Genomic DNA, 21,043 nt, shown 5'->3' with positions numbered 1-21,043 from the left:
TATTAAAATAGAAAATGGGTTGGCGAAATCGCCAACCTATCTTTTACTGATTGTATTGCGGTTCTTCGGCTATAATTTCCTGGATGCGCGGTTCAACACTGTCAATGATCGTCTGCGTTTGCTGAGCCGCCTGCTGATAAATTTGCTTGGCGCTTTGGTTTTCAGTCTGCAAAGCAAACGATTCAAAACTAGCCTGAGCCGATTTTAAACCTGCCAAAGTCTGTTTAACTTGTGTACCTACAGTCATTCCATTTCCCTTCTTTCTTGAAGAAATAATTCTTACTCTGATAGTTTGCGTATGATAATTTGACTTATGTATAGCCAATATGTTGAAAATCTGGGAATGGTCATTTATAAATTTTAATTTTCGTGCATATAGATGGAATGAAAAAAGGACTATTTTTGGGGGTGGAGGGATTGTCGAAAATAGGAAAGGATGATTTTACAGCAGGGTTTGTCCCGCATCATAACCACGGTTCTGTTGACTATACAGGGATGAGTGCCGGGCATGTACACCAGTGCCTAGATGTAACCTCGCCGCCGATTCCAACTCAGGACGGAGGGCATATTCATTATACGGAGGGATATGTTTTATTTGAAGATGGTCATACCCATCATTACCGTGCCTACTCAGGTCCAGCGATCCAGGTTGGAAACGGAATGCATGTTCATTATTACGATTTCCATACGAGTGAAGATGATGGCCATAGCCATCATGTCAAAGGTGTCGACCACCCAGCACCGGGAACAAAATAAATCTAAAAGGGGCTGTCCTTCATATAAAGGCGGCTCTTTTTTTGTGCTTTATTTATTCAAAGGTTGTAAATTTTTTGTAAAATTAAGGTAAAATTGGTTAGAGGGGGGTTAAATGTGTTATTGAAAAGAAATAGTTCAACAGATGAAAACTCAGTTAAATTGGCAGCTTATACAATTATTTTGTACATAAGCAGTTTGTTTGTACCATTTGTAGTTGTTGCGTCTTATCAGAGCCTTGTATATTATTCCCGTTCCCAATGGCTTTTTGCAACACCTTTTTCGGCTTATATCACCTTTATGGCAGGAATGCTTTACGCAGCATTGGTATTAACCGTTTACCTCATTTTTAGACAACGGTGGGAAGGACCGAAATTTAAATGGACGACAGTTTTCCTTCTTATAATTTCCATTCCAGCATTTATCTTAAGTTTAACTACGTATTACTACATAGATGAAAAAGGAATCCATAATAATTCTTTAACGAGTTTAACGGAAGAAGAGTATGGGTGGGAGGAAATTGCAAAAGTAAAGATTGTCTATAGAAACCACCAAGGGACGACTCAATATTACCAATATCAATTCGAAAAAAAAGATGGCAGCGTGATTACAATTCCTTATGATGTTAAATTTAGGGAAAACATAAGAAGAATAGAAGATAAAATTAATAAATACAACATCCTCGTTACGGATAATTTTAAGAATCCGATTGTCGATTAGAAAAATTAAGGGTCTGACTCACTCTCGTTAGGGGCAGACCTTTTTAATGATTTTTTCCAAATGTTCACAGAACTGCCACAAGTAATGCGGTTATGCTCATTTTTGGGTGCTATAATAAAAGTGTAAAGAAAATACACAAACCTAACAACTTAGGAGGCTCAACCATACGTGTTCGTTCCGTTTGTGAACGAAGTAGTAAGGTAAAACTATTCCAGCAAAAACGGAATAAAGAGTCATCGGTCCAATACCGAAAATGATGTTTGTTTTAAAAGGGATTTGAATTCCATTTAACATGTGAATTAATTCCTTCAACGGAACAAACACAAAATCGGCTGATCTTTCATAGTTTCCAATTAGATTTACATAAGCTAATTGGGAATGAAATTGAAAAAGTAATTGGCTGATTTCATGGTTGGGTCTCCTAAGTTGTTAATAAAAAGGAGCTGCTTTAAAAATAAAGCAGTTTCTTTTTTTATTTGTGAATAAAGATGCAAAGTATTATACATAGGTGCCATTATTCGGTATTCTATTTATAGGAATTAAAATGAAAGGGGCAGGATAATGACAGGAATTCAAGATCTTAACCTAAAGGAGCAGCAGGAACTTGCAGCAGAACTAGAAAAAATCCACCATCGAAAATTGACAAAAAAGAAAATTCTCCAACGCATTTTATTAATCACCCTTGGTGCCACCCTAATGGGGGTCGGACTAGAAATCTTTCTCGTTCCCAATAATGTTATTGATGGCGGAATTACCGGAATTTCCATTATGCTATCATATCTAACAGGATGGAATTTGGGAATATTCCTTTTTATTCTAAATATCCCTTTTTTCTTTATCGGCTATAAACAAATCGGAAAAACGTTTGCTCTCTCTACACTATATGGTATTATCATTCTTTCCATCGCTACTACATTACTCCATCCAGTTCCAGCCTTTACACAAGATATTCTCCTTGCGACCATATTTGGAGGAGTTGTCCTCGGAATAGGGGTTGGTATAGTTATACGGTATGGAGGATCTTTAGATGGTACAGAAATATTAGCCATTCTTTTTAATAATAAACTCCCGTTTTCGGTCGGGGAGATTATTATGTTCTTTAACCTCTTTATTCTTGGAAGTGCAGGCTTTGTTTTTACATGGGACCGCGCTATGTATTCTTTAATAGCCTATTTTGTTGCCTACAAAACGATTGATATTACGATTACCGGCCTTGATGAATCCAAGTCAGTTTGGATTATCAGTGACAATGCCAGACAAATAGGCGATGCCATTCTGCATCGACTTGGACGTGGTGTCACATATCTAAATGGAGAAGGTGCTTTTTCCGGAGATGACAAAAAAGTGATTTTTTGCGTCATCAATCGTCTTGAGGAAGCGAAATTGAAGGAAATTGTCACCGATTACGATGATCATGCCTTTTTAGCTGTTGCAGATATTGCCGAAGTAAGGGGCGGAAGATTCAAAAAAAGAGATATCCATTAATAAGAAAAATGATGGAAATTCTAGTTTATTGCCGAAAAAGGTAATTTGTCGTTTTTGGTCTTAATATCAAGAAAGCTACGTGAATAAATTGTAAATTCTGAAAATTAATTGTCGATTTATGATGAAAATGAATCTAAAGTAACTGCATGTTTTGTCACACTATGCGCTTACCTAGGAAATAAAGAGTGCAAAAAAAGCAAAATTTCCAAAAAAGATGGCAGAATGCTCTGCCATCTTTACTTGCTTATAGTAATAGTTCATAAACCTCATTCAGTTGGTAAGCTCTCTTCTCGTCTTGTTCCTCACGTGCATATTTAATTTCATCAGGCAGGATTTTATTTAAAAAGTCCATTTCTTTACTGCTTAAATCCCGGACAAAATCCCCTTCAGAATGATAATGCCCTTTTACGAGCTTTTGATATACTTGTTTGCCATCTGTATGGTTATCAGTATAATTAGATAAAATTTCGCGAAGATATCCCAAGGTTTTATCCATGATTTCACCCATCCTTTCACGTCCTTATTTTTCATCGAAAGGCTATTAATATTCACTGGAACGGGGTCTGGAAATTATTTTTGGTGAAATCAAGAAAAAAAGCAAGTACATGTCGTACTTGCATTAAAAGATTAATGGAAAACCGAAGCCAAATCCAACAAACGGGAAGAAGACTGGCGGTCCAAAAAACGGAGGTCCAAAGAAAGGGAAGCCATAACCATCACTAGAGCCTGAAGAGGCGGATAATTCCTTAATCTCAAGTCCGTCTTTTCTCACCTTTTTCACTTTTCCAATTGACCATTCGCCCTCTTTATTTTTAAAATGAATCATTTGACCTTCCAACCGACGCGCTTGTTCATAATTCAATTGCACTCGTTAATTCCTCCAATCACCTGTACTTGCTATAAAATATGAGGGAAGTCCTATTTCTGTAAGGGCAAACAACCAAATCTCGTCCCATTTTGTAATAAAAAGAAAACAGCCCTTCATTCAATTTTGAATTTAAGGGCTGTTTTTTTACTATTTCGTACAAGTAATAATTCGGTGGCTCAAGATATCATGGTACTTAACAAGAATGTTTCCATGCTGATTCAGAATACCAAAAAGCTCGGGCTCAAAATTTGCGGAGAAATTAAATTCCTGTCCAGTATTGCCATTAACGAAATCAAGCGGATGCACACTTAGCTTGGTATCGTGAAAGCCAGTTTCTTTTAAAAGCTTTCTCCAATCCTCCTCTAGGAGCAGGGAATCGACTGCGTAAAACTCTTTAATTTCCATTTCTTCCTGGGCAGTAAGTTTTTTGTTTATGGTCATCTCATTAGCTAGAAAACGGCCACCTTTTTTTAATACCCTAAACAGCTCCTTTAAGGCCTTTGGTTTATTAACAAAGGCTAAAACAGATTCTGAAAGGACAAAATCAAAGGTTTCATCTTTAAATGGAATTTGTTCTATAGAACCTTGAACTAATTGAATGGGAAGCTGTCTGTTTTGGAAACGGTTCTGAGCTTTTTCAATCATAATAGGGTTAAGTTCCAATCCAAACACGTTTGCCTTATATTGCTCATACAAATAGGCAGATGTCTGTCCAGTTCCGCATCCTGCATCTAATATATAAGAATTCTGTGTAATTTTTTCTTGCAAAAGCATATTTTTTGTTAATCCAAATCCACCGGGATGGGCACCACCAATGCCAAACTTGGCAAGGAAATCAATGTATGTTAGGCCTCCCATAGACACACCACCCTATTTCTTTTTTGCATCTTATGAAAAAGGGCTATAATAGGTTCTCTTTTCACAGGTTATTTATAAAATATAAACATGAGCCAGGGTAAGAAATGGAGTGAAGGATATGGGGATACGAAGCACATTATTATGGATTTGGAAATTGTTTGATCCACTTTTTTATCTTTTCTCCCGATTACATTATATAGGGGATGTGAATAATAAACCTTCTGTATTCAGGGTTAGGTTAACTAAATATAAGGGAAAAAAATATATTCTCTCTGACGGGACAAAAATTGATAAAAATGATCTGCTGTTAAAAATTCATTTACATAATGTCCGTATTATTTCGGAAATAGGCAAGATTAAAAACGATTTAAAAAGAGCAAAACTTACGTATAGGCTCGTTTTACATTCCATGCCGGCATTAGCAAGTTATCTCAAGGAACATCCCGATGAGAAAAAAATAATAGGAATAATTGGTATTACATCTCTCGACCGCGGTGTTAAAGCTCTAGGATTTGAATGTTTTAGACCGAAAAGCCGCATTTACTGCTTTTTTAAGAAGCTTGGACAGTTGCCCATTTATTTTCTCTCCAATTCCTCTTTAAGAAATTTTCAAAAGTATCATCTAACGTATTTATTTTTGTCCAAGGAAACGCTTTATTCGAGATATAGGCCGGATTCTTCCGAGAAATAACAAATTATCTATGGATTCCTTCTCATACTCCTTTAAAAACTGTACAAATTAAGCAAATGGAAGGGTGTAAGACATTCTTCACATTTAGCGTTAAGGGGTGCATAGCATGAGAAATCTAAGCAGAATGCCGTTTTTAAAAATGTTTAGGCCTAAAAGAAGGAATAATGGAGCCATGTGGGCATCTCTTATAGGAATCGGTGCAGTCGTTTATGGGATAACGAGAGGAAAACGAAACGACTTCGGCCTGCCTATTAAAGATGCGGTTAAAAGCATTGCACCAAATATGAATTTCACAGGAATGAATAATGCAGTTAAAAACATGGCACCAAATATTAACCTCGAAGGTATGAATAATGCAGTAAAAAATTTGGTGCCAAATATGAACCTCGATAAGATGGATAATGCAGCTTTAACTGAGTTCTCTGAAGAGTTGTTAAAGAGTGCCTTAAATAATGATCGTCACTAATATACAAACGAAGAGGCTGTCTTAAATGTCAGCCTCTTTTTAATAACGGGGATTTGGAATTTTTCTTGGAATGTAATTGCTTGTTTCTGAAGTGAAAACCTTTATAATCAGCAAACCACCGAGTGTTCTTGCTCGGATTAAAACAGGCTGGCTGTATTTATTTTTAAAAACAAAATCAGGTCCATACCAACTGACCGTAGCATCTCTGCCTGGTGGAATATATGGAACTTTACGGCTGTGGGAAAAACGCTCCACAATTTCAAGTCCAGCGTTATCGACAGCATTAAAAAGGGTCGAAGAAACCTGGCAAATTCCGCCTCCGATATCTTCTGCATATTCTCCTCTGACAATTACCTTTGCTGTTAAGTAGCCCTTGGCTTTTGTCCGTTTTCCGACCACCTTGTTAAACGAAAACGTCTCACCTGGAAAGACAACATAATTATTAATAGCTTGGGCAGCTAATTTAATATTTGTGGTTCGGTTTTTATTAGACGAATTAAATGAAGTTACATAACGGCCAATTCTTACTGTACTGATTTCATTTAGAAGTTCACTGTCTACCTTTGGGTAAACGGTGACCATCGGAATTTCCAATCTGTTCGGGGTATTGTTATAAAAATAAGTATAAAACCGCTCCGTAAAGGCTTGGCGATGGATTTGAGAGCCTACCTTTTCGGGTATGATATTTCCATTATGGTCAAGACTTGCATTTTCAGGCTGATCGGAAACCTTTTTATCCAGTTGGTCTAAAAATTGGTCATATTTTTTAGTGTTAATAATTGGTAAATCTGTATAGGGGGAGAAAAAGTCCACTCGGCTAATCTTTGCTATGGTGCTGTCGTCCTTTGTAATTGTCAAATAATCAAGCTGAGAGACAGATTGAACAGCCAGCCAAAAGCCAAGAAACAACGATAATCCCATATTACAAAACCTCCTCATTATAATATGAGTTGAAATTTTATCTTTCATGTAGCTAAAAAAGGAATTCTTTACAGGCATTTTTTTAAAAAATGGGGAATATGGGTTTACAAAATTAATAAAATATAATATTATCATTATTGATAATGATAATGAAATTTAGGAGTAATTATTTATGAAGGATTCCAAAGTTGATGTTATATTACACCCGGTCAGAATGAGAATCATTCAACAATTAATAAACCAAGAACTGACGGCGCAGCAATTAAAAGAATTGCTTCCTGACATTCCGCAAGCATCTCTTTATCGAAATATCAAAAAATTGGCGGATGCCGAAGTGATTCAAGTTGTTGCAGAAGTGCCGATCCGCGGGACGGTTGAGAAGGTTTATTCCATTCATCAAACAGGAATGGCAGTTAGTCCAGAAGAAATGAATAACATGTCTAAGGACGAACATATGGGCTTCTTTATCAAATTTTTGGCCAATTTGATGGGGGAATTTGAGCGCTATTTAAACCAGGAAAACATTGATTTAGTTGCTGATGGAGTAAGCTTTCGGCAGGGGACTTTTTATTTAAATGATGAAGAATTTAGGGAATTTATCAAGCAACTTACAGCTGTATATGCGAACATATCACAAAATAAGCCTGAGAAAGGAAGAAGAAGCAGGATAATATCGAATATTTTCATACCTGGGGAGAAAATGGAGTAATGGGGACTAGGTCACTAGTCTCTTTTTTATAGAAAAAATGAAAAAATTGTAGAAATATGCTATATTAGCATTAGATAACAAAAGAATAGGAGAATGCTAGCAAACTGCTAACATAAGAAACGGGAGTGTCTGTTTTGGAGCAAAATGACAGAATTCAATTGAATGTAAGAATTTCGAAGGACACCGCGGCGAAACTTGATGAGATTGTCGAGTATTACCAGCAAGGATTAAAGCTTGGTAGAATCTATAAGGGTGATGTTCTGACAGATATTATTGAAAAATCGTATGAAGTGATGAACAAACAGAAAAAAATGCAAAAAAGATTTTAATAAGGAGGGGCTGTCAAATGGGACAGCCTCTTTCCAGCTAATAAGAAAGTATAAGTGCAACTATGCCTCTGTCTTCACCCTTAGGGGCTCGCCAATCGGCGAGTTTTCTTTATTTTCAATGCGAAAATTGTAAAAATTTATTAGAATATTTAGAAAAGAATTTGAATTATTACTTTTTGAATAGTATAATTATAGTTATTACATACCAACCGGTTAGTATAAGAATCGCGAACAATTTTTATGCGGGCATCTAAGATGATAATGTAAGCGCGTTCAAACTAACTATACCTAAATTTGAGAAAAGTGAGGTTTGATAGTTTATGAGATTTTCAGGCAAAACAGCCATTGTAACCGGCGGAGGAAGCGGGATTGGGCGAGCAGCGGCCATCCGATTTGCACAGGAAGGGGCAGCGGTAGCAGTAGCAGACGTTGATTCCCTTGGTGGTGAGGAAACGGTCAGCATCATAGAAAACGCAGGAGGAAAAGCAATCTTCGTAAAAACAGACGTTGCAGACTCCAACCAAATAAAAGAATTGATTAGTACAACAACGAATACCTTCGGCTCTTTAAATATCATGTTCAACAACGCTGGAATTGGCAATTCCGAGGTAAAAAGCACGGATTTATCAGAAGATGAATGGGACAAAGTCGTTGATATTAATTTAAAAGGAGTTTTCCTTGGCATTAAGTACGCGGTTCCTGAGCTAATAAAAGCAGGCGGAGGGGCAATTGTTAACACGGCAAGTCTATTGGGATTAAAAGGGCAAAAGTACATGTCAGCCTATAATGCATCTAAAGGCGGAGTCGTGATTTTGACGAAAAACGCCGCACTTGAATATGGAAAAAAGAATATACGTGTAAATGCGATTGCACCTGGTGTCATTGATACTAAAATCATTGAAAACTGGAGACAAAATGAGTGGAAATGGCCGATCATCTCAAAGGCAAATGCCCTTGGCCGAATTGGCAATCCTGAAGAGGTAGCAAATGCTGTTTTATTTTTGGCATCAGATGAAGCCTCTTTTATAACAGGTGCAACACTTTCAGTTGATGGCGGAGGTCTGACGTTCTAATTGAAAACGAGGAACTGCTGCAGCTAGACAAGAACGAAAGTGAACTGTGATCTATAAATATCAATCGGAGGTATATCGATGAGTTATCCAAAAGCATGGCTAGCAAATTATCCTGAGTCTATTGCAAAGACGATTGAAATTCCTAATATACCGTTAGGTCATATTTTAAAAGAAACTACTGAAAAGTTTCCGGAACATAATGCTCTATCATTCTATGGAAAAAAAATAAGCTATAAAGAGCTATCCTCCCTAGCGTTTGCATTTACTTCGGCCATCCAGCAAAACCAAGTCCAAAAAGGCGATCGGGTTGCCATCATGCTGCCAAACTGTCCGCAATATGTGGTTGCCTATTATGGCATCCTAAACGCCGGCGGCATTGTCACACAAGTCAACCCGATGTCTGTTGAAAGAGAACTCATTCATATTCTAAACGATTCCGGTGCGGAAACGATGGTTGTTCTTGACGCCCTCTACCCAAGGGTGAAAAGCGTGCAGGCGCAAACTCCATTAAAAAATATTATTGTTGTCAGCCTTCAGCCTTCAGGACAGGATTTTGCTCCGGATCGCAGCTTTGAAAGCTTCCTACAGGAGGGCAATGGAACTGTGGTTCCGGTAGAATTTGAACCTGAACACGATGTTGCTGTTCTTCAGTATACAGGCGGAACAACAGGCCGTTCCAAAGGCGCCATGCTGACACACCGCAATATTTTGGCTAACGTACTTCAATGCCAGGAATTTTTTAAACATGAAATGGAATTTGGCAAAGAGAAGTGCTTAACCGTCATCCCTCTTTTTCATGTATTTGGAATGACTTCATGTATGAATCTTTCCATCTATACAGGCGCTGAGTCCATTATGCTTCCGCGTTTTGATCTTGAAGAGGTGTTGAATACAATCAAAACAGAACAGCCAACGACCTTCCCTGGAGTTCCAACCATGTACGTTGCTCTAACTAACCATCCAAAGGCTGAAGAATACGGCTTAAATTGTATTCGGACATGTAATAGTGGAAGCGCGCCAATGCCGGTTGAATTGCTTCGTGAGTTTGAAGGTAAAACAGGAGCGCAAATTTTGGAAGGCTACGGATTATCGGAAGCATCACCGACAACACACTGCAACCCGCCATTTGCTCCGAGAAAAACGGGCAGCGTCGGTATTGGAGTACCTTCAACAGAATATAAAATTGTCGACTTATCAACAGGAACGGAAGAAGTGCCGACAGGCGAGCTAGGAGAAGTAATTATTAAAGGGCCGCAGGTTATGAAAGGGTACTGGAACATGCCGGAGGAAACGGCCAATACCTTAAAGGATGGCTGGTTGTATACAGGCGATATTGCCAAAGTGGATGAAGATGGCTATTTATATATTGTTGACCGGAAAAAAGACATGATCATCGCAGGAGGATTCAATATTTATCCTCGTGATATCGAAGAGGTTTTGTATGAGCATCCTTCTGTCCAAGAGGCTGTTGTCATCGGGGTGCCGGACCCTTACAGAGGAGAAACAGTAAAGGCGTATGTCGTCTTAAAAGCTGGAAAAACGGCAACAGAGGATGAGATTATTCAATATTGCAGAGAAAATCTTGCAGCCTATAAGGCGCCGCGCAATGTGGAATTCCGTGAACAGCTGCCAAAAACCGGAGTTGGAAAAATCCTTCGCCGCAGCTTGAGAGAAGAAGTTTTAAAACAGTAGGGCACACTTTATGAAAATTTTTAAAAAGTTCACGCAATCAATATTATAGAAGAGATAAAGTTTATGGTATAATCTCGAATAGATATTTACATGATTGTGAGGATATTAAGGTGAAGGAAAAAATAACGGAACAAAGCATCCGCTTATTTGAAGAAAAAGGATTTAGTGAAACGTCCATTCAAGACATCGTCGATACACTAGGGGTGACAAAAGGGACCTTTTACTATTATTTTTCAAGTAAAGAAGAACTGCTTATGGATATCCATCTTGGATATATTAGCGAAATATTGAGCCGCCAAGAGCAAATCTTAGGGGATGAGTCAAAAACCTTTAAGCAAAAATTATTTGACATTATTTTAATGTTAATTTCCGATATTAAGATTCGCGGCCGTGCGGCAAAAATCTTTTTTAGAGAAATGAAAAATTTAAGTCCGGAACATGCTGCATTAATTGTGCCGAAACGGGATCAATTCCGTTTAAATACTGAGGAGCTGATTCAAGCTGGAATGAAAAATGGCGAATTTCGGCCAGATTTAAATGCATCCATTGTATCTTTTGCGATTCTTGGGATCGTAAACTGGAGTTATCAATGGTTTAACCCAAAGGGAGCTTATACGGACCAAGAGGTCAGCGAGATATTTGTCGATATGATTTTAAAGGGAATTCAATTACGCGGATAGAAATAAAAAGAGGGATATTAATGCTGATTAAATCCCTCTTTTTAAATCGAGGACATACCAACCGGTTAGTATTGGTGAAAAACTCCAGAATTAATAGGTATAAATCAAAAGAATGGTGCATTTCATTTATTTGGAAAGCTTGTTTTTCAAAACGAATGTAGAGACGGAGGTTTAAAAGAAGAATATGCACGAAATACAGATAACTGTTCGTTTCGGCGAAACAGACGCATTAGGCCATATCAATAATACCAGTTATTTCATTTACCTTGAAGAAGCAAGGATTCGCTTTTTTGAAGCAATTGGCTACCAAGTTGATGCACGGGATTGGAATTTTATCCTTGCTTCTACGAAATGTGATTTTATAAGCCAAGGGTATTTCAATCAACAATTAATAATTAAAACAAGTGTCTCCAAAATTGGATCAAAAAGCTTTCACCTAGACCATGAAATCATTTGTTCGCAAACTAGTAAACTGATTGCCCAAGGGAATGCGGTGATGGTCTGCTTTGATTTTGAAAAACAACAAAGTGAGCCGCTGCCAGAAGTTTTATTAGATAAACTGAAAAGTCATCTGGTGTATTCATAGGGTTATCCACAATAATAAAAATCTGAATTTTTTGAATTGAAGGGAGGATGAAAACATGCCTTATCAAATGAATAAGGATACGATTCCTGTTCGTATAGGAGAGGAGTTAAATCTAGCTATTTTAGAAACGTTTTTGCGTGAGAATATTAAGTCATTGCCGAGTGCCCCGCTGGAAATTTTACAGTTTTCTGCAGGTGCCTCGAATTTAACCTATCAAATTAGGATAGGAGATTGGGAGGCAGTGTTAAGACGTCCTCCTCTTGGTCCGGTGGCACCAAAAGCACATGATATGGAACGGGAATTTAAGATTCTGACAGAATTAAATCCCATCTTCCCGGCCGCGCCTAAGCCATTTCTGTTTTCCGATAATCATGAGATAGTCGGCAGCCCATTTTTTATCATGGAGCGAAAGCATGGTATTGTCTTGGACACTTCATTTCCTGCTGCCGTAAATGTGACACCTGAGCTTTGTAAACAGATTTCGGAACTAATGGTTGAAAACCTGGCAAAACTGCATGCTCTTCCCTACAAGGAAACAGGACTTATGCAAATAAGCAAGCCTGATGGCTTTATGGAGCGGCAGGTTCACGGCTGGATTGGCCGTTATGAACGGGCCAAAACGGATGAAGTTGCCGAGGTGGAATCCCTGAAGAAGTGGCTTGAGAGCAATATTCCTAAACATTCAGAGGCTGCCGTGATTCATTATGATTATAAGCTGAATAATGCGATGTTAAATGATGATTTTACCGAGATGGTCGGTTTGTTTGATTGGGAAATGACTACCGTAGGTGACCCCCTTGCTGATTTAGGGGCTGCGATGAGTTACTGGAGTCTCCCTGAGGACCCGCAAAACATGAAAAAAGGGATGGGCAGAGATCCGGTTACCGCTGTCCACGAAGGTTTTTTCACGAGGAAGGAATTTATTGAGTGTTATGCCAAAAAAAGCGGCAGGGATGTCTCTATCTTGCAATTCTATTTGACGTTTGCTTATTTCAAACTCGCTGTCATCTGTCAGCAAATCTATTATCGTTATAAGAAAGGTCAAACGAGCGATACAAGATTTGCAACCCTAAACAATTATGTTAAGGGATTAATCCAGCAAGCGACATTTACAGCCAATGAAAAGCTTTAGCAGGGGGATGGAATGAAATGGCCAAAATTCACCTTCTTGTGAAGAAGGAAGATATCAGTGAGGAGAAAATTTTAGAAGGAAATAAAGTGGCAGTTGTTTTAGACATTCTTTTAGCCACGACAACCATTGTATCAGCTTTAAAGGACGGAGCAAAGGAAATTATACCTGTTCTTAACAGTTCCGAAGCTAGTGATTTAGCTGAAAATTTCATGCCCGATACCTGCCTTCTTGCTGGTGAACTGGATGCGAAACCAATTGACGGCTTTTTATATCCCAGTCCAACCTTAATCAGGGAGAACGTCAAAGGTAAGACGCTCATTTTATCTACCACAAATGGAACAGTTGCTTTAAGAAAGGCTGCTTCCGCCAAGAAGGTTTATGTAGCCTCGATTTTAAATAATCCTGCGGTTGCCGAAACGCTTGCGAATGTTGGGGATAAGCAGACTATTCTTATCATTTGTTCCGGAAATTCCGGAGAGCTCAGCTTAGAAGACTTTTATGGTTCAGGGCATCTAATTGATTGTTTGGTAAAAACAGGCCAACACGAGCTAACAGATGCAGCAAAGGCAGCTATGTATTTTTACCGCGGCCAGGAACATGCTGGATATGAAATATTCGTAAACTCCTATGTTGGCAAACTATTAGAAAAATATGATCAACATCCAGATTTAAAACTCGCGGTTTCTAAAGGGATTACATCAATCGTGCCGATTTTGAAAAATGGAAAAGTAGTAATCGAGACAGCTTGCACTGTTTAGAAAATTTAAGTAGATCAGGGGGGATAACGGATGAGGTTTTTAGATACCGTTGCGTTGGTTACCGGGGCTGGAAGCGGAATAGGAAAAGCCGCTGCCATTAGGCTTGCAAGTGAAGGGGCAAAGGTCATTTTGGTGGGCAGGACAAAAAGAAAATTGGAAGAAACGACTGAAGAAATCAATCGCCAAAGCAAAATACCGAAGGCTGAAATTTTTCCGGCGGATTGTACGGATGCCGAAGATGTCGAGGAGCTTGCGGATTATGTCCGGCAGCATTATGGAGACCTCCACATTCTTGTTAATAATGCAGGAGGGTCACGACACAACAAAATATTAGACATGTCGGAAGCAGATTGGGACTATGTTCAAAATGTTAATTTAAAGAGCGTATTCCTTGTCTCAAAAGCAATGGGGAAAATCATGATTGAGGGCGCACAGCGTTCCGAGCACAATCGTGCGATTGTCAATATTGCCTCATTATCGGGACACCAGGCTGGGGCAGAAATTCCTCACTATAGTGCAGCTAAAGCGGCAGTGATTAATTTTACAAGATCACTGGCGTTGGATTTTTCTAAATACGGAATCCGCGTGAACTCCGTTTCGCCAGGGTTTGTCGAGACCCCGTTGACCGAACGAGGCCTGCAGAATGAACGTTTTGTCCGTGCCATTGAGAAAAATACGGCAATGGCGAGAGTGGGAACTCCCGAGGAAATTGCAAGTGTCATAGCGTTTGCAGCATCCAGCGATGCCTCTTATATGACTGGTTCCGATTTACTAGTGGATGGCGGCTGGCTGATTAAATAATTTCAAAAACCTTAAAATTTTTAAATGGAAAGGGAGATTATAATGGCGCAAGAACATTTATTAGTAGAAAAATTAGGACCTGTTTTATCACTGACCTTGAACCGCCCGGAAAGTCTCAATGCCTTTAGCCCGGAAATGATTTTAGGATTGAAGGATGCTCTCAGAAACGCGCAAAATGATGACGATATCCAAGCCATCGTGCTATCTGGGTCCGGCCGTTCCTTCTGTGCCGGCGGTGACGTGAAAGGGATGGGACAGGGAAGGTCAGGCGTTCAAGTTTATGAACATATTGGCAAACTGAATGAGCTTATTTTATTAATGAAGGATGTTGAAAAGCCGATAATTGCCGCGGTTCACGGCTTTGCTGCGGGTGCAGGCTTTAATTTGGTTCTAGCCTGTGACCTAATAGTCGCAGCCGAGGACAGTAAATATGCGCTAAGCTTTTCCCAGGTTGGGCTGATTTCTGATGGAGGCGGTTCTTATTTCCTTCCTAGATTGGTTGGTCCGCATTTAGCCAAGCAGTTCTTCTTTACAGCAGAGCCTATTCCGGCCGAACGTCTTTATCAATTAGGTGTCATCAATTATCTTGTTCCGGCTGAGAAGCTTCAAGAAGAAACAACTAAATTAGCTTTAAAATTAGCGAATGGTCCAGGATTGTCATATGGAAAACAGAAGAAACTGGTTGATAAATCGTTTACTTCATCGCTGGAAGAGATTCTTGAGCTAGAGCGTTTAACCCAAATGATTATGGTTGAATCAGAGGACCATAAAGAAGGAACTACAGCCTTTAAAGAAAAGAGAAAACCGGTATTTAAAGGAAAATAGGAGTTTATGAAGGAGACCCCCTGAGTCCACTCAAGGTCTCTTTTTCTATGAGAATATTAACAGAATATGAACAATGTATTAATTAATAGGGAAGAATAATACTGAAGGTTTGCTATGTTTGCAAATTTGTTTACACTAATAGTATCAAGTTTCTAACTCTGGGAGTTGAGCATTAGTGAAAATATTAGTGATCGAGGATAATAAAAGTGTTTGTTCAATGATTGAAATGTTTTTTGCAAAAGAAGGGATTGAAGGAGTATTTGTCAATGACGGATTAGAGGGCTACAACCAATTCAAGAATGGCACATGGGATGCTTTGATTGTTGATTGGATGCTGCCCGGCATGGATGGGGTCACCATATGCCGAAAGATCAGAGAAGAAAAAAATACAGTCCCCATCATTATGTTAACAGCAAAGGACAGCGAGTCAGACCAGGTTCTTGGCCTTGAAATGGGAGCGGATGACTATGTAACGAAGCCGTTCAGCCCGCTGACCCTTATGGCCCGGATTAAGGCAGTAACCCGTCGTGTTCAGGTTCAGGCACCAAAAGATAATGAAGGGGTATTGGAAACAGAGCATTTTAAAATCAATAAAACAACCAGAGAAGTAATGGTTGATGGGGCTCCGGTAACCAATTTGACCCCCAAGGAGTTTGATTTGCTTTTCTATATGGCGGAGCATCCTCGCCAGGTTTTCTCACGGGAGCAGCTGCTTGAAAGGGTCTGGGGCTATCAATTTTATGGAGATGAACGAACCGTTGATGTGCATATTAAAAGGTTGCGGAAAAAGGTGGAAACTTCAGAGCAGCCATTCTTCCATACTGTTTGGGGAGTAGGGTATAAGTTCGATGACGCGCTTAAAACAGACTAAGTTCCGTTACTTTTATCAACAGTTTAGCAGCCATATCAGCATTATTATTGTAGCGTTTTTACTATTAAGTTTATTATTTGCCCATTATCTTGAAAACCTTGTTTATAGGAACAAGGCGGATGAACTAATTTCCTATGGCAAAGCTATTTTGTCAGATATTAAAGAAAATCCGTATGCAACCGAAATTGTGCTTAATAAATATAGTTCTGTTTTACCAGCTCGTAAAATTAGCTTTAGTTTATTTGATCGGGATGGCAAATTGTATTTAGTTTCTAATCGAGGGCCAGAAATTAAATACCTGCCTCGGGAGGATTGGGAAAACCTAAAAAAGGGTAAGACGATTATTGTTCAAAGCGATTATAAAAGATTTGACCAGGATGGCGTAACATTTGTCGTTTTACCCTATTTGGAGAATGGAAAATTTTATGGGGGAATCCTGCTCACATCACCAATTAGCGGTTCCCTCCAAATGATACAGGAAATAAATAAAATTTTATTGTATACTATTTTGATTGCCTTTGGTGTTTCTTTCCTTCAAAGCTGGTACTTATCAAGAATTCATGTAAAAAGGATTAGAAGGCTTCGGGAGGCAACCTCCCAAGTATCTAAAGGGGATTATAATGTTCATGTTCAATCCTCGAATTACGATGAAATCGGAGAATTAGCAAATGATTTTAATCACATGGTTGATAAAATCAATACCTCTATGGCCGAGATTGAAAGCTTGGAAAACCGCCGTCGTCAATTTATGGCCGATGTTTCTCATGAAATGAGGACACCGCTTACGACCATAAGCGGAGTGATTGAAGGGCTAAAAAACAATATGATTTCTGAAGAAGATAAAGAAAGAGGCATAAACCTAGTCAGCCAAGAGGCAAAAAGACTGATCCGTCTCGTCAATGAAAATCTTGATTTTGAAAAAATCCGTTCCAACCAGATACAGTTAATGAAGGAAGAAATTGAGCTTTCGGAAGTTCTTGAGATAATACAGGAGCAATTAAGTCTTCAGGCGGAAGAAAAAAACAATCAAATCATTGTTGAGGCAGCACCGGAAGTTTACGTAAATGCCGATTACGACCGGCTTATTCAAATCTTAATTAATATAACGAAAAATAGCATTCAATTTACAAGAGAGGGAACCATCTGGCTTCGCGGAAGGGAAGAGCCATACAGCGTCATAATTGAAGTGGAGGATACCGGAATTGGGATTGATCCTGCTGAAGTAGAAAAAATTTGGCGCCGCTTTTACAAAGCTGATATTTCCAGAACCAGTAACCCTTATGGTGAGTTTGGTCTAGGACTTTCTATTGTGAAACAGCTAGTGCTTCTCCATAGTGGGGATATAAATGTTGTGAGTGAAAAAGGGAAAGGGACAAAATTTATTATTCGTTTTCCAAAATAAACGTCGCGGGAAAATTGCTCCCGCGGCTTTTTTCATAATAATTTCTAAAAGCTGTTAAAGTTTGTTAATAATTTCTTAAAATTTGTCAGTTATAGTAAAGACAAGATAAGAAGTTAACATACTTAAAGGAGAAGATTAAGATGGAATTCAGAGATCCGAATGAAATCAATCAAACTCAAAACGAAACGTATGAAGTGACAAGAATCCAGCATGGAACGGAGCAAATGAGGACCGCTCCTCCTGTTAAAAGTAAACCCAAAAAAGGTTTTGTAAAAGGAGTTGTTTCGACAGTAGCGGCAGGAGTGGTCGGATCTGCATTGACATTAGCAGTCCTGCCGCATACTGATTACTTCCAGAACTATTATCCGGCAGCAGCAAATCAAGACACAAGCAGTTCACAGGCAGCTAAGAGTACGGCTTCAACGGTTAGACCGGTGTCAACAAAGTCGACTTCAGATTCTGCTTCTATTGCTGATACAGTGGAGCAGGTTTCAAAGGCGATTGTCGGTATTGTCAATTACCAGCAGCAAAATGATCCGTTTTTCCGTAGTTCAAATTCATCCCAAAGTGTAGAATCTGGATCGGGCTCAGGGGTTCTTTTTCAAAAAAAGGGTGATTTTGCCTACATCGTTACCAATAACCATGTGGTAGAGGGTGCTTCGAAGCTGGAGGTTTCCTTATACAATGGTGAAAAAACTACAGCAGAAGTTGTCGGCACAGATGCCTTGACTGACCTTGCAGTTTTAAAAATTGATGCTAAAAATGTTACGACAACAGTTCAATTTGGCGATTCATCAACCATTCGTCCCGGCGACCAGGTTTACGCAATCGGAAATCCATTGGGGCTAGAGCTTTCCAGGACTGTAACCCAGGGAATTGTCAGTGCCACGAATAGAAGTATTCCAGTTTCGACATCAGCAGGGAACTGGGAAACCAATGTCATCCAGACTGATGCAGCGATTAATCCAGGAAACAGCGGAGGAGCGCTAATCAATTCTCAGGGGCTTGTCGTTGGCATTAATAGCATGAAAATTTCCGAAAATGGTGTAGAAGGTCTGGGATTTGCCATCCCAAGCAACGATGTTATTCCAATCGTTAATCAACTAATCCAAAACGGAAAAATTGTGCGTCCCTATTTAGGGGTTGGACTGGCAGACTTAAATCAAGTTTCACAAATGTATTGGCAAAGCCTTCCTGAAAATATCACCAAAGGGGTTTTGGTCATGAATATTGACCCGAATTCCGCCGCAGCAAAAGCAGGCTTCGAGCCAAAGGACGTGATTGTTTCTATGAACGGAACAGCAATTGCTAATTCATCGGATTTAAGAAAATATCTTTACTCTAAGGTTAAAGTTGGCGATGAGATTAAATTTGAAATATATCGTGATGGAAAACAAAAAACTTTAACTGCCAAGTTGACGAATAATAATAGCGACTAGATTTAGAAAAGATAAAACCATTAACTTCAAATTTGAGGTGATATGGTGAACCGAATTGGAAAATATGCAACAAGCGATTTTGCGGATGATATTGAGCTGCTGAATATGCTTTTTGAACTCCCTGAGAAGGATAAAATGCTAATGTGGTCTGAAGGCTATATTGACCTTGTGATTGAAAAATTACCTGTATATGCCCGTGATATTTTGGAGAAAAGGATTGAAAAGTGGGAGGATACAAAAGCTTATTTTGAAAATCAGCTGAATGAAATTAAACAAGACCAAGAGTTTTTAGCAAAATTAAAGGGCGAACGGAAGGAGTTCGCTCTTTTTGTCATGAAACGGTATCCAGAGTTTCAATCACTGTTGTTTTTGTTATATGATGGAAACCTTAAAGAAAGCGATTTAAGGAAATTTGTTTATCGGCGAAGATTTAGTTCTGGTAAAAAGTATCTCCATTAAGTAATTTTCATTTTATTTAAGAAGATTAGCGGCTCTATTCTAATTTTACCATCTTTTCGAAAGGCGAAACATTTCATATAATGAGTATGTTCCTATTCAAAAAGGTGGTCTCCTAATGCACTTTACTTTTTCCTTAAGAAAAGTACTATTCGTTCTTTTGATAACCTTACTCGGTGTGATAACGTCTGTCATTATCCATTTTCCGCTTGTGATTGGTTTTCTTCCAGGATTCCTGATTCTATTTCAACTTTCTGTTAAAAAAGGGATCCCATATCAGGAGATTTTTAAAATTTGCCTGAGAGGTATAAATAAAACAAAAATCGTCATTTTCATACTATTTTTAGTGGGATTTTTATTACCCTCCTGGTATCTGTCCGGGACGATTGACCAAATGGTTCAAGTAGCTCTTGGTCTGATTAGCCCGGAGCATTTTTTTCTGCTAACATTTATGGCTGCGTTAACCATCTCGATGCTGCTCGGGACAACTGTTGGAACATTAAGTGCCATTGGAGTTCCTATTCTTGGAACAGCAATGGTTTTGCATCTTCCCGTGGCGGCGGCTGCCGGCGCTTTGGTTTCAGGAGCGTTTGTCGGAGATCGGACATCCCCGTTTTCGAGTTCGCATCAGCTGGTTTCACACATAGTCGAAATACCGGTTAAAAAGCAGGGGAGAGCAATGTTTCTAACTACCATCCTCGCGATTTTTCTTTGCTTAATCTTTTACGGTGTTCTAGACCATTATTTATCAGCCAAGACAGCTGTCTATTCTTTGCATTTCGAATGGAGCAAGCTATCGTTGACTAAATTTATCCCGCCGTTGGTCTTAATACTTTTTGTGATTTTTCGAATGAGTATCATTTATGCTTTTCTTTCTAGCATTCTATCGGCATCCATTCTAGCTGTTCTGGAAGGCCATGCTTTTGGCAAAATAATCAAAGCCTTATGGTACGGAATTGATGGTTTGGGCGGCGGGTTCATTCATATGTATGAATTGCTGCTATTTTTGGCTCTCGCCGGGGCCTATAATGGATTATTAGAAGAATTAAATGTCATTCAGCCTTATTTGGATAAATGGCTGCAGTCTTCGCGCTCCTTAACGAGTGACACCTTTAAAGTCCTGACAGCCACTCTGATTATCAGTTTAATTGCCGCTAATCAAACGCTGCCGATTATTTTGACTGGGAGGGCGTTCCTGCCGCATTGGTCCAATCATTATGGGAAGGAAGAGCTGGCTAGAGTAATGGGAGATTCGACAATGCTGTTTCCAGGAATGGTTCCATGGAGTGTATTGGCCATTATGTGCAGCACCATTGTCGGAGTTTCGTTAGTGGAATATTTGCCGTATGCCGTATTTTTGTGGATTTTGCCATTTTTAACTTTTGTGATTTCTCAAATAAAACAAAGGCGTAATAGGTATCATAACCGAACTGCCGCAGCATAAACAGGAGCCATTTTTTGGTTCCTGTTTTTTTACATATGGAATCCCTATGAATGAAGTCCAATTTTATAACATATAAGTGGTAAT

The 21,043-nt window shown here is 39.0% G+C and carries 25 protein-coding genes; 20 read left to right on the top strand and 5 right to left on the bottom strand.

Features of this window, described 5'->3' with window-relative positions; genetic code table 11:
• Positions 1-43 precede the first annotated feature (43 nt).
• Positions 44-247, bottom strand: coding sequence for a DUF1657 domain-containing protein (locus tag ACNQGS_RS26530; protein ID WP_491490003.1), 204 nt, complete (start codon positions 245-247; stop codon positions 44-46).
• 170 nt (positions 248-417) lie between these two features.
• On the opposite strand from ACNQGS_RS26530, the gene ACNQGS_RS26525 reads away from it, so the two are divergent.
• From ACNQGS_RS26525 to ACNQGS_RS26515, 3 genes are all read left to right on the top strand, one after another.
• On the top strand, positions 418-756 hold the full coding sequence (locus tag ACNQGS_RS26525) for a YmaF family protein (RefSeq protein WP_491490002.1): 339 nt from the start codon (positions 418-420) through the stop codon (positions 754-756).
• A 114-nt stretch (positions 757-870) separates the two neighbouring features.
• Complete coding sequence (locus tag ACNQGS_RS26520) at positions 871-1,473, top strand: hypothetical protein (RefSeq protein WP_491490001.1); 603 nt, start codon at positions 871-873, stop codon at positions 1,471-1,473.
• 561 nt (positions 1,474-2,034) lie between these two features.
• Positions 2,035-2,958: a YitT family protein gene (locus ACNQGS_RS26515; protein ID WP_491490000.1), complete on the top strand. Its 924-nt coding sequence runs from the start codon at positions 2,035-2,037 to the stop codon at positions 2,956-2,958.
• A gap of 244 nt (positions 2,959-3,202) precedes the next feature.
• Here ACNQGS_RS26515 and ACNQGS_RS26510 read toward each other — a convergent pair whose 3' ends face one another.
• The 3 genes from ACNQGS_RS26510 to ACNQGS_RS26500 form a co-directional block, all read right to left on the bottom strand.
• The gene (locus ACNQGS_RS26510) at positions 3,203-3,454 is read right to left on the bottom strand and encodes a sigma-G-dependent sporulation-specific acid-soluble spore protein CsgA (RefSeq protein ID WP_213120607.1); all 252 of its coding nucleotides are present in this window, start codon (positions 3,452-3,454) and stop codon (positions 3,203-3,205) included.
• A 123-nt stretch (positions 3,455-3,577) separates the two neighbouring features.
• Positions 3,578-3,826, bottom strand: a complete 249-nt coding sequence (locus ACNQGS_RS26505; protein ID WP_491489999.1) for a hypothetical protein — start codon at positions 3,824-3,826, stop codon at positions 3,578-3,580.
• 147 nt (positions 3,827-3,973) lie between these two features.
• Positions 3,974-4,684, bottom strand: a complete 711-nt coding sequence (locus ACNQGS_RS26500; RefSeq protein WP_491489998.1) for a class I SAM-dependent methyltransferase — start codon at positions 4,682-4,684, stop codon at positions 3,974-3,976.
• 118 nt (positions 4,685-4,802) lie between these two features.
• Between ACNQGS_RS26500 and ACNQGS_RS26495 the strand changes: the two genes are divergently transcribed.
• On the top strand, positions 4,803-5,375 hold the full coding sequence (locus tag ACNQGS_RS26495) for a YkoP family protein (protein ID WP_491490011.1): 573 nt from the start codon (positions 4,803-4,805) through the stop codon (positions 5,373-5,375).
• 106 nt (positions 5,376-5,481) lie between these two features.
• On the top strand, positions 5,482-5,841 hold the full coding sequence (locus ACNQGS_RS26490; protein WP_491489997.1) for a hypothetical protein: 360 nt from the start codon (positions 5,482-5,484) through the stop codon (positions 5,839-5,841).
• 39 nt (positions 5,842-5,880) lie between these two features.
• Here ACNQGS_RS26490 and ACNQGS_RS26485 read toward each other — a convergent pair whose 3' ends face one another.
• Positions 5,881-6,762, bottom strand: coding sequence for a VanW family protein (locus ACNQGS_RS26485; RefSeq protein ID WP_491489996.1), 882 nt, complete (start codon positions 6,760-6,762; stop codon positions 5,881-5,883).
• A 172-nt stretch (positions 6,763-6,934) separates the two neighbouring features.
• Here ACNQGS_RS26485 and ACNQGS_RS26480 point away from each other — a divergent pair, with 172 nt between their 5' ends.
• From ACNQGS_RS26480 to ACNQGS_RS26410, 15 genes are all read left to right on the top strand, one after another.
• Entirely contained in the window at positions 6,935-7,471 is a 537-nt protein-coding gene (locus tag ACNQGS_RS26480) for a helix-turn-helix domain-containing protein (RefSeq protein ID WP_213145246.1), read from the top strand.
• Between the two features lie 134 nt (positions 7,472-7,605).
• Positions 7,606-7,800: a hypothetical protein gene (locus ACNQGS_RS26475; protein ID WP_213120614.1), complete on the top strand. Its 195-nt coding sequence runs from the start codon at positions 7,606-7,608 to the stop codon at positions 7,798-7,800.
• A 320-nt stretch (positions 7,801-8,120) separates the two neighbouring features.
• Entirely contained in the window at positions 8,121-8,873 is a 753-nt protein-coding gene (locus ACNQGS_RS26470) for an SDR family NAD(P)-dependent oxidoreductase (protein ID WP_491489995.1), read from the top strand.
• Positions 8,874-8,951: 78 nt separating this feature from the next.
• Positions 8,952-10,565, top strand: coding sequence for a long-chain-fatty-acid--CoA ligase (locus ACNQGS_RS26465; RefSeq protein WP_491489994.1), 1,614 nt, complete (start codon positions 8,952-8,954; stop codon positions 10,563-10,565).
• A 110-nt stretch (positions 10,566-10,675) separates the two neighbouring features.
• Positions 10,676-11,245 (top strand): TetR/AcrR family transcriptional regulator, encoded by a 570-nt coding sequence (locus ACNQGS_RS26460; RefSeq protein WP_491489993.1) that lies wholly within the window; start codon positions 10,676-10,678, stop codon positions 11,243-11,245.
• A gap of 184 nt (positions 11,246-11,429) precedes the next feature.
• Positions 11,430-11,831 (top strand): acyl-CoA thioesterase, encoded by a 402-nt coding sequence (locus ACNQGS_RS26455; RefSeq protein WP_423798752.1) that lies wholly within the window; start codon positions 11,430-11,432, stop codon positions 11,829-11,831.
• A 55-nt stretch (positions 11,832-11,886) separates the two neighbouring features.
• Complete coding sequence (locus ACNQGS_RS26450) at positions 11,887-12,963, top strand: phosphotransferase family protein (protein WP_491489992.1); 1,077 nt, start codon at positions 11,887-11,889, stop codon at positions 12,961-12,963.
• Between the two features lie 17 nt (positions 12,964-12,980).
• Positions 12,981-13,721, top strand: a complete 741-nt coding sequence (locus ACNQGS_RS26445) for a 2-phosphosulfolactate phosphatase (protein WP_491489991.1) — start codon at positions 12,981-12,983, stop codon at positions 13,719-13,721.
• A gap of 30 nt (positions 13,722-13,751) precedes the next feature.
• Positions 13,752-14,522 (top strand): SDR family NAD(P)-dependent oxidoreductase, encoded by a 771-nt coding sequence (locus ACNQGS_RS26440; RefSeq protein WP_491489990.1) that lies wholly within the window; start codon positions 13,752-13,754, stop codon positions 14,520-14,522.
• Between the two features lie 42 nt (positions 14,523-14,564).
• Complete coding sequence (locus ACNQGS_RS26435) at positions 14,565-15,347, top strand: enoyl-CoA hydratase/isomerase family protein (protein WP_491489989.1); 783 nt, start codon at positions 14,565-14,567, stop codon at positions 15,345-15,347.
• Between the two features lie 175 nt (positions 15,348-15,522).
• A complete protein-coding gene (locus ACNQGS_RS26430) occupies positions 15,523-16,218 on the top strand; it encodes a winged helix-turn-helix domain-containing protein (RefSeq protein ID WP_491489988.1) in 696 nt (231 codons plus the stop codon).
• Positions 16,196-17,620 carry an ATP-binding protein gene (locus ACNQGS_RS26425; RefSeq protein WP_491489987.1) on the top strand — a complete coding sequence of 475 codons (1,425 nt, stop codon included), beginning with the start codon at positions 16,196-16,198 and terminating at the stop codon, positions 17,618-17,620. The genes ACNQGS_RS26430 and ACNQGS_RS26425 overlap by 23 nt, the downstream gene beginning before the upstream one ends.
• A 140-nt stretch (positions 17,621-17,760) precedes the next feature.
• Positions 17,761-19,059, top strand: a complete 1,299-nt coding sequence (locus ACNQGS_RS26420; RefSeq protein WP_491489986.1) for a S1C family serine protease — start codon at positions 17,761-17,763, stop codon at positions 19,057-19,059.
• Positions 19,060-19,104: 45 nt separating this feature from the next.
• Positions 19,105-19,518 (top strand): hypothetical protein, encoded by a 414-nt coding sequence (locus tag ACNQGS_RS26415; protein WP_491489985.1) that lies wholly within the window; start codon positions 19,105-19,107, stop codon positions 19,516-19,518.
• A 115-nt stretch (positions 19,519-19,633) separates the two neighbouring features.
• Positions 19,634-20,959: a Na+/H+ antiporter NhaC family protein gene (locus ACNQGS_RS26410; protein WP_491489984.1), complete on the top strand. Its 1,326-nt coding sequence runs from the start codon at positions 19,634-19,636 to the stop codon at positions 20,957-20,959.
• Positions 20,960-21,043: the final 84 nt, after the last annotated feature.

The organism is Neobacillus sp. PVCKKU3, assembly GCF_058323225.1.
The sequence above is the reverse complement of the archived record's forward strand: the minus strand, read 5'-3'. Positions and strand labels throughout refer to the sequence as shown.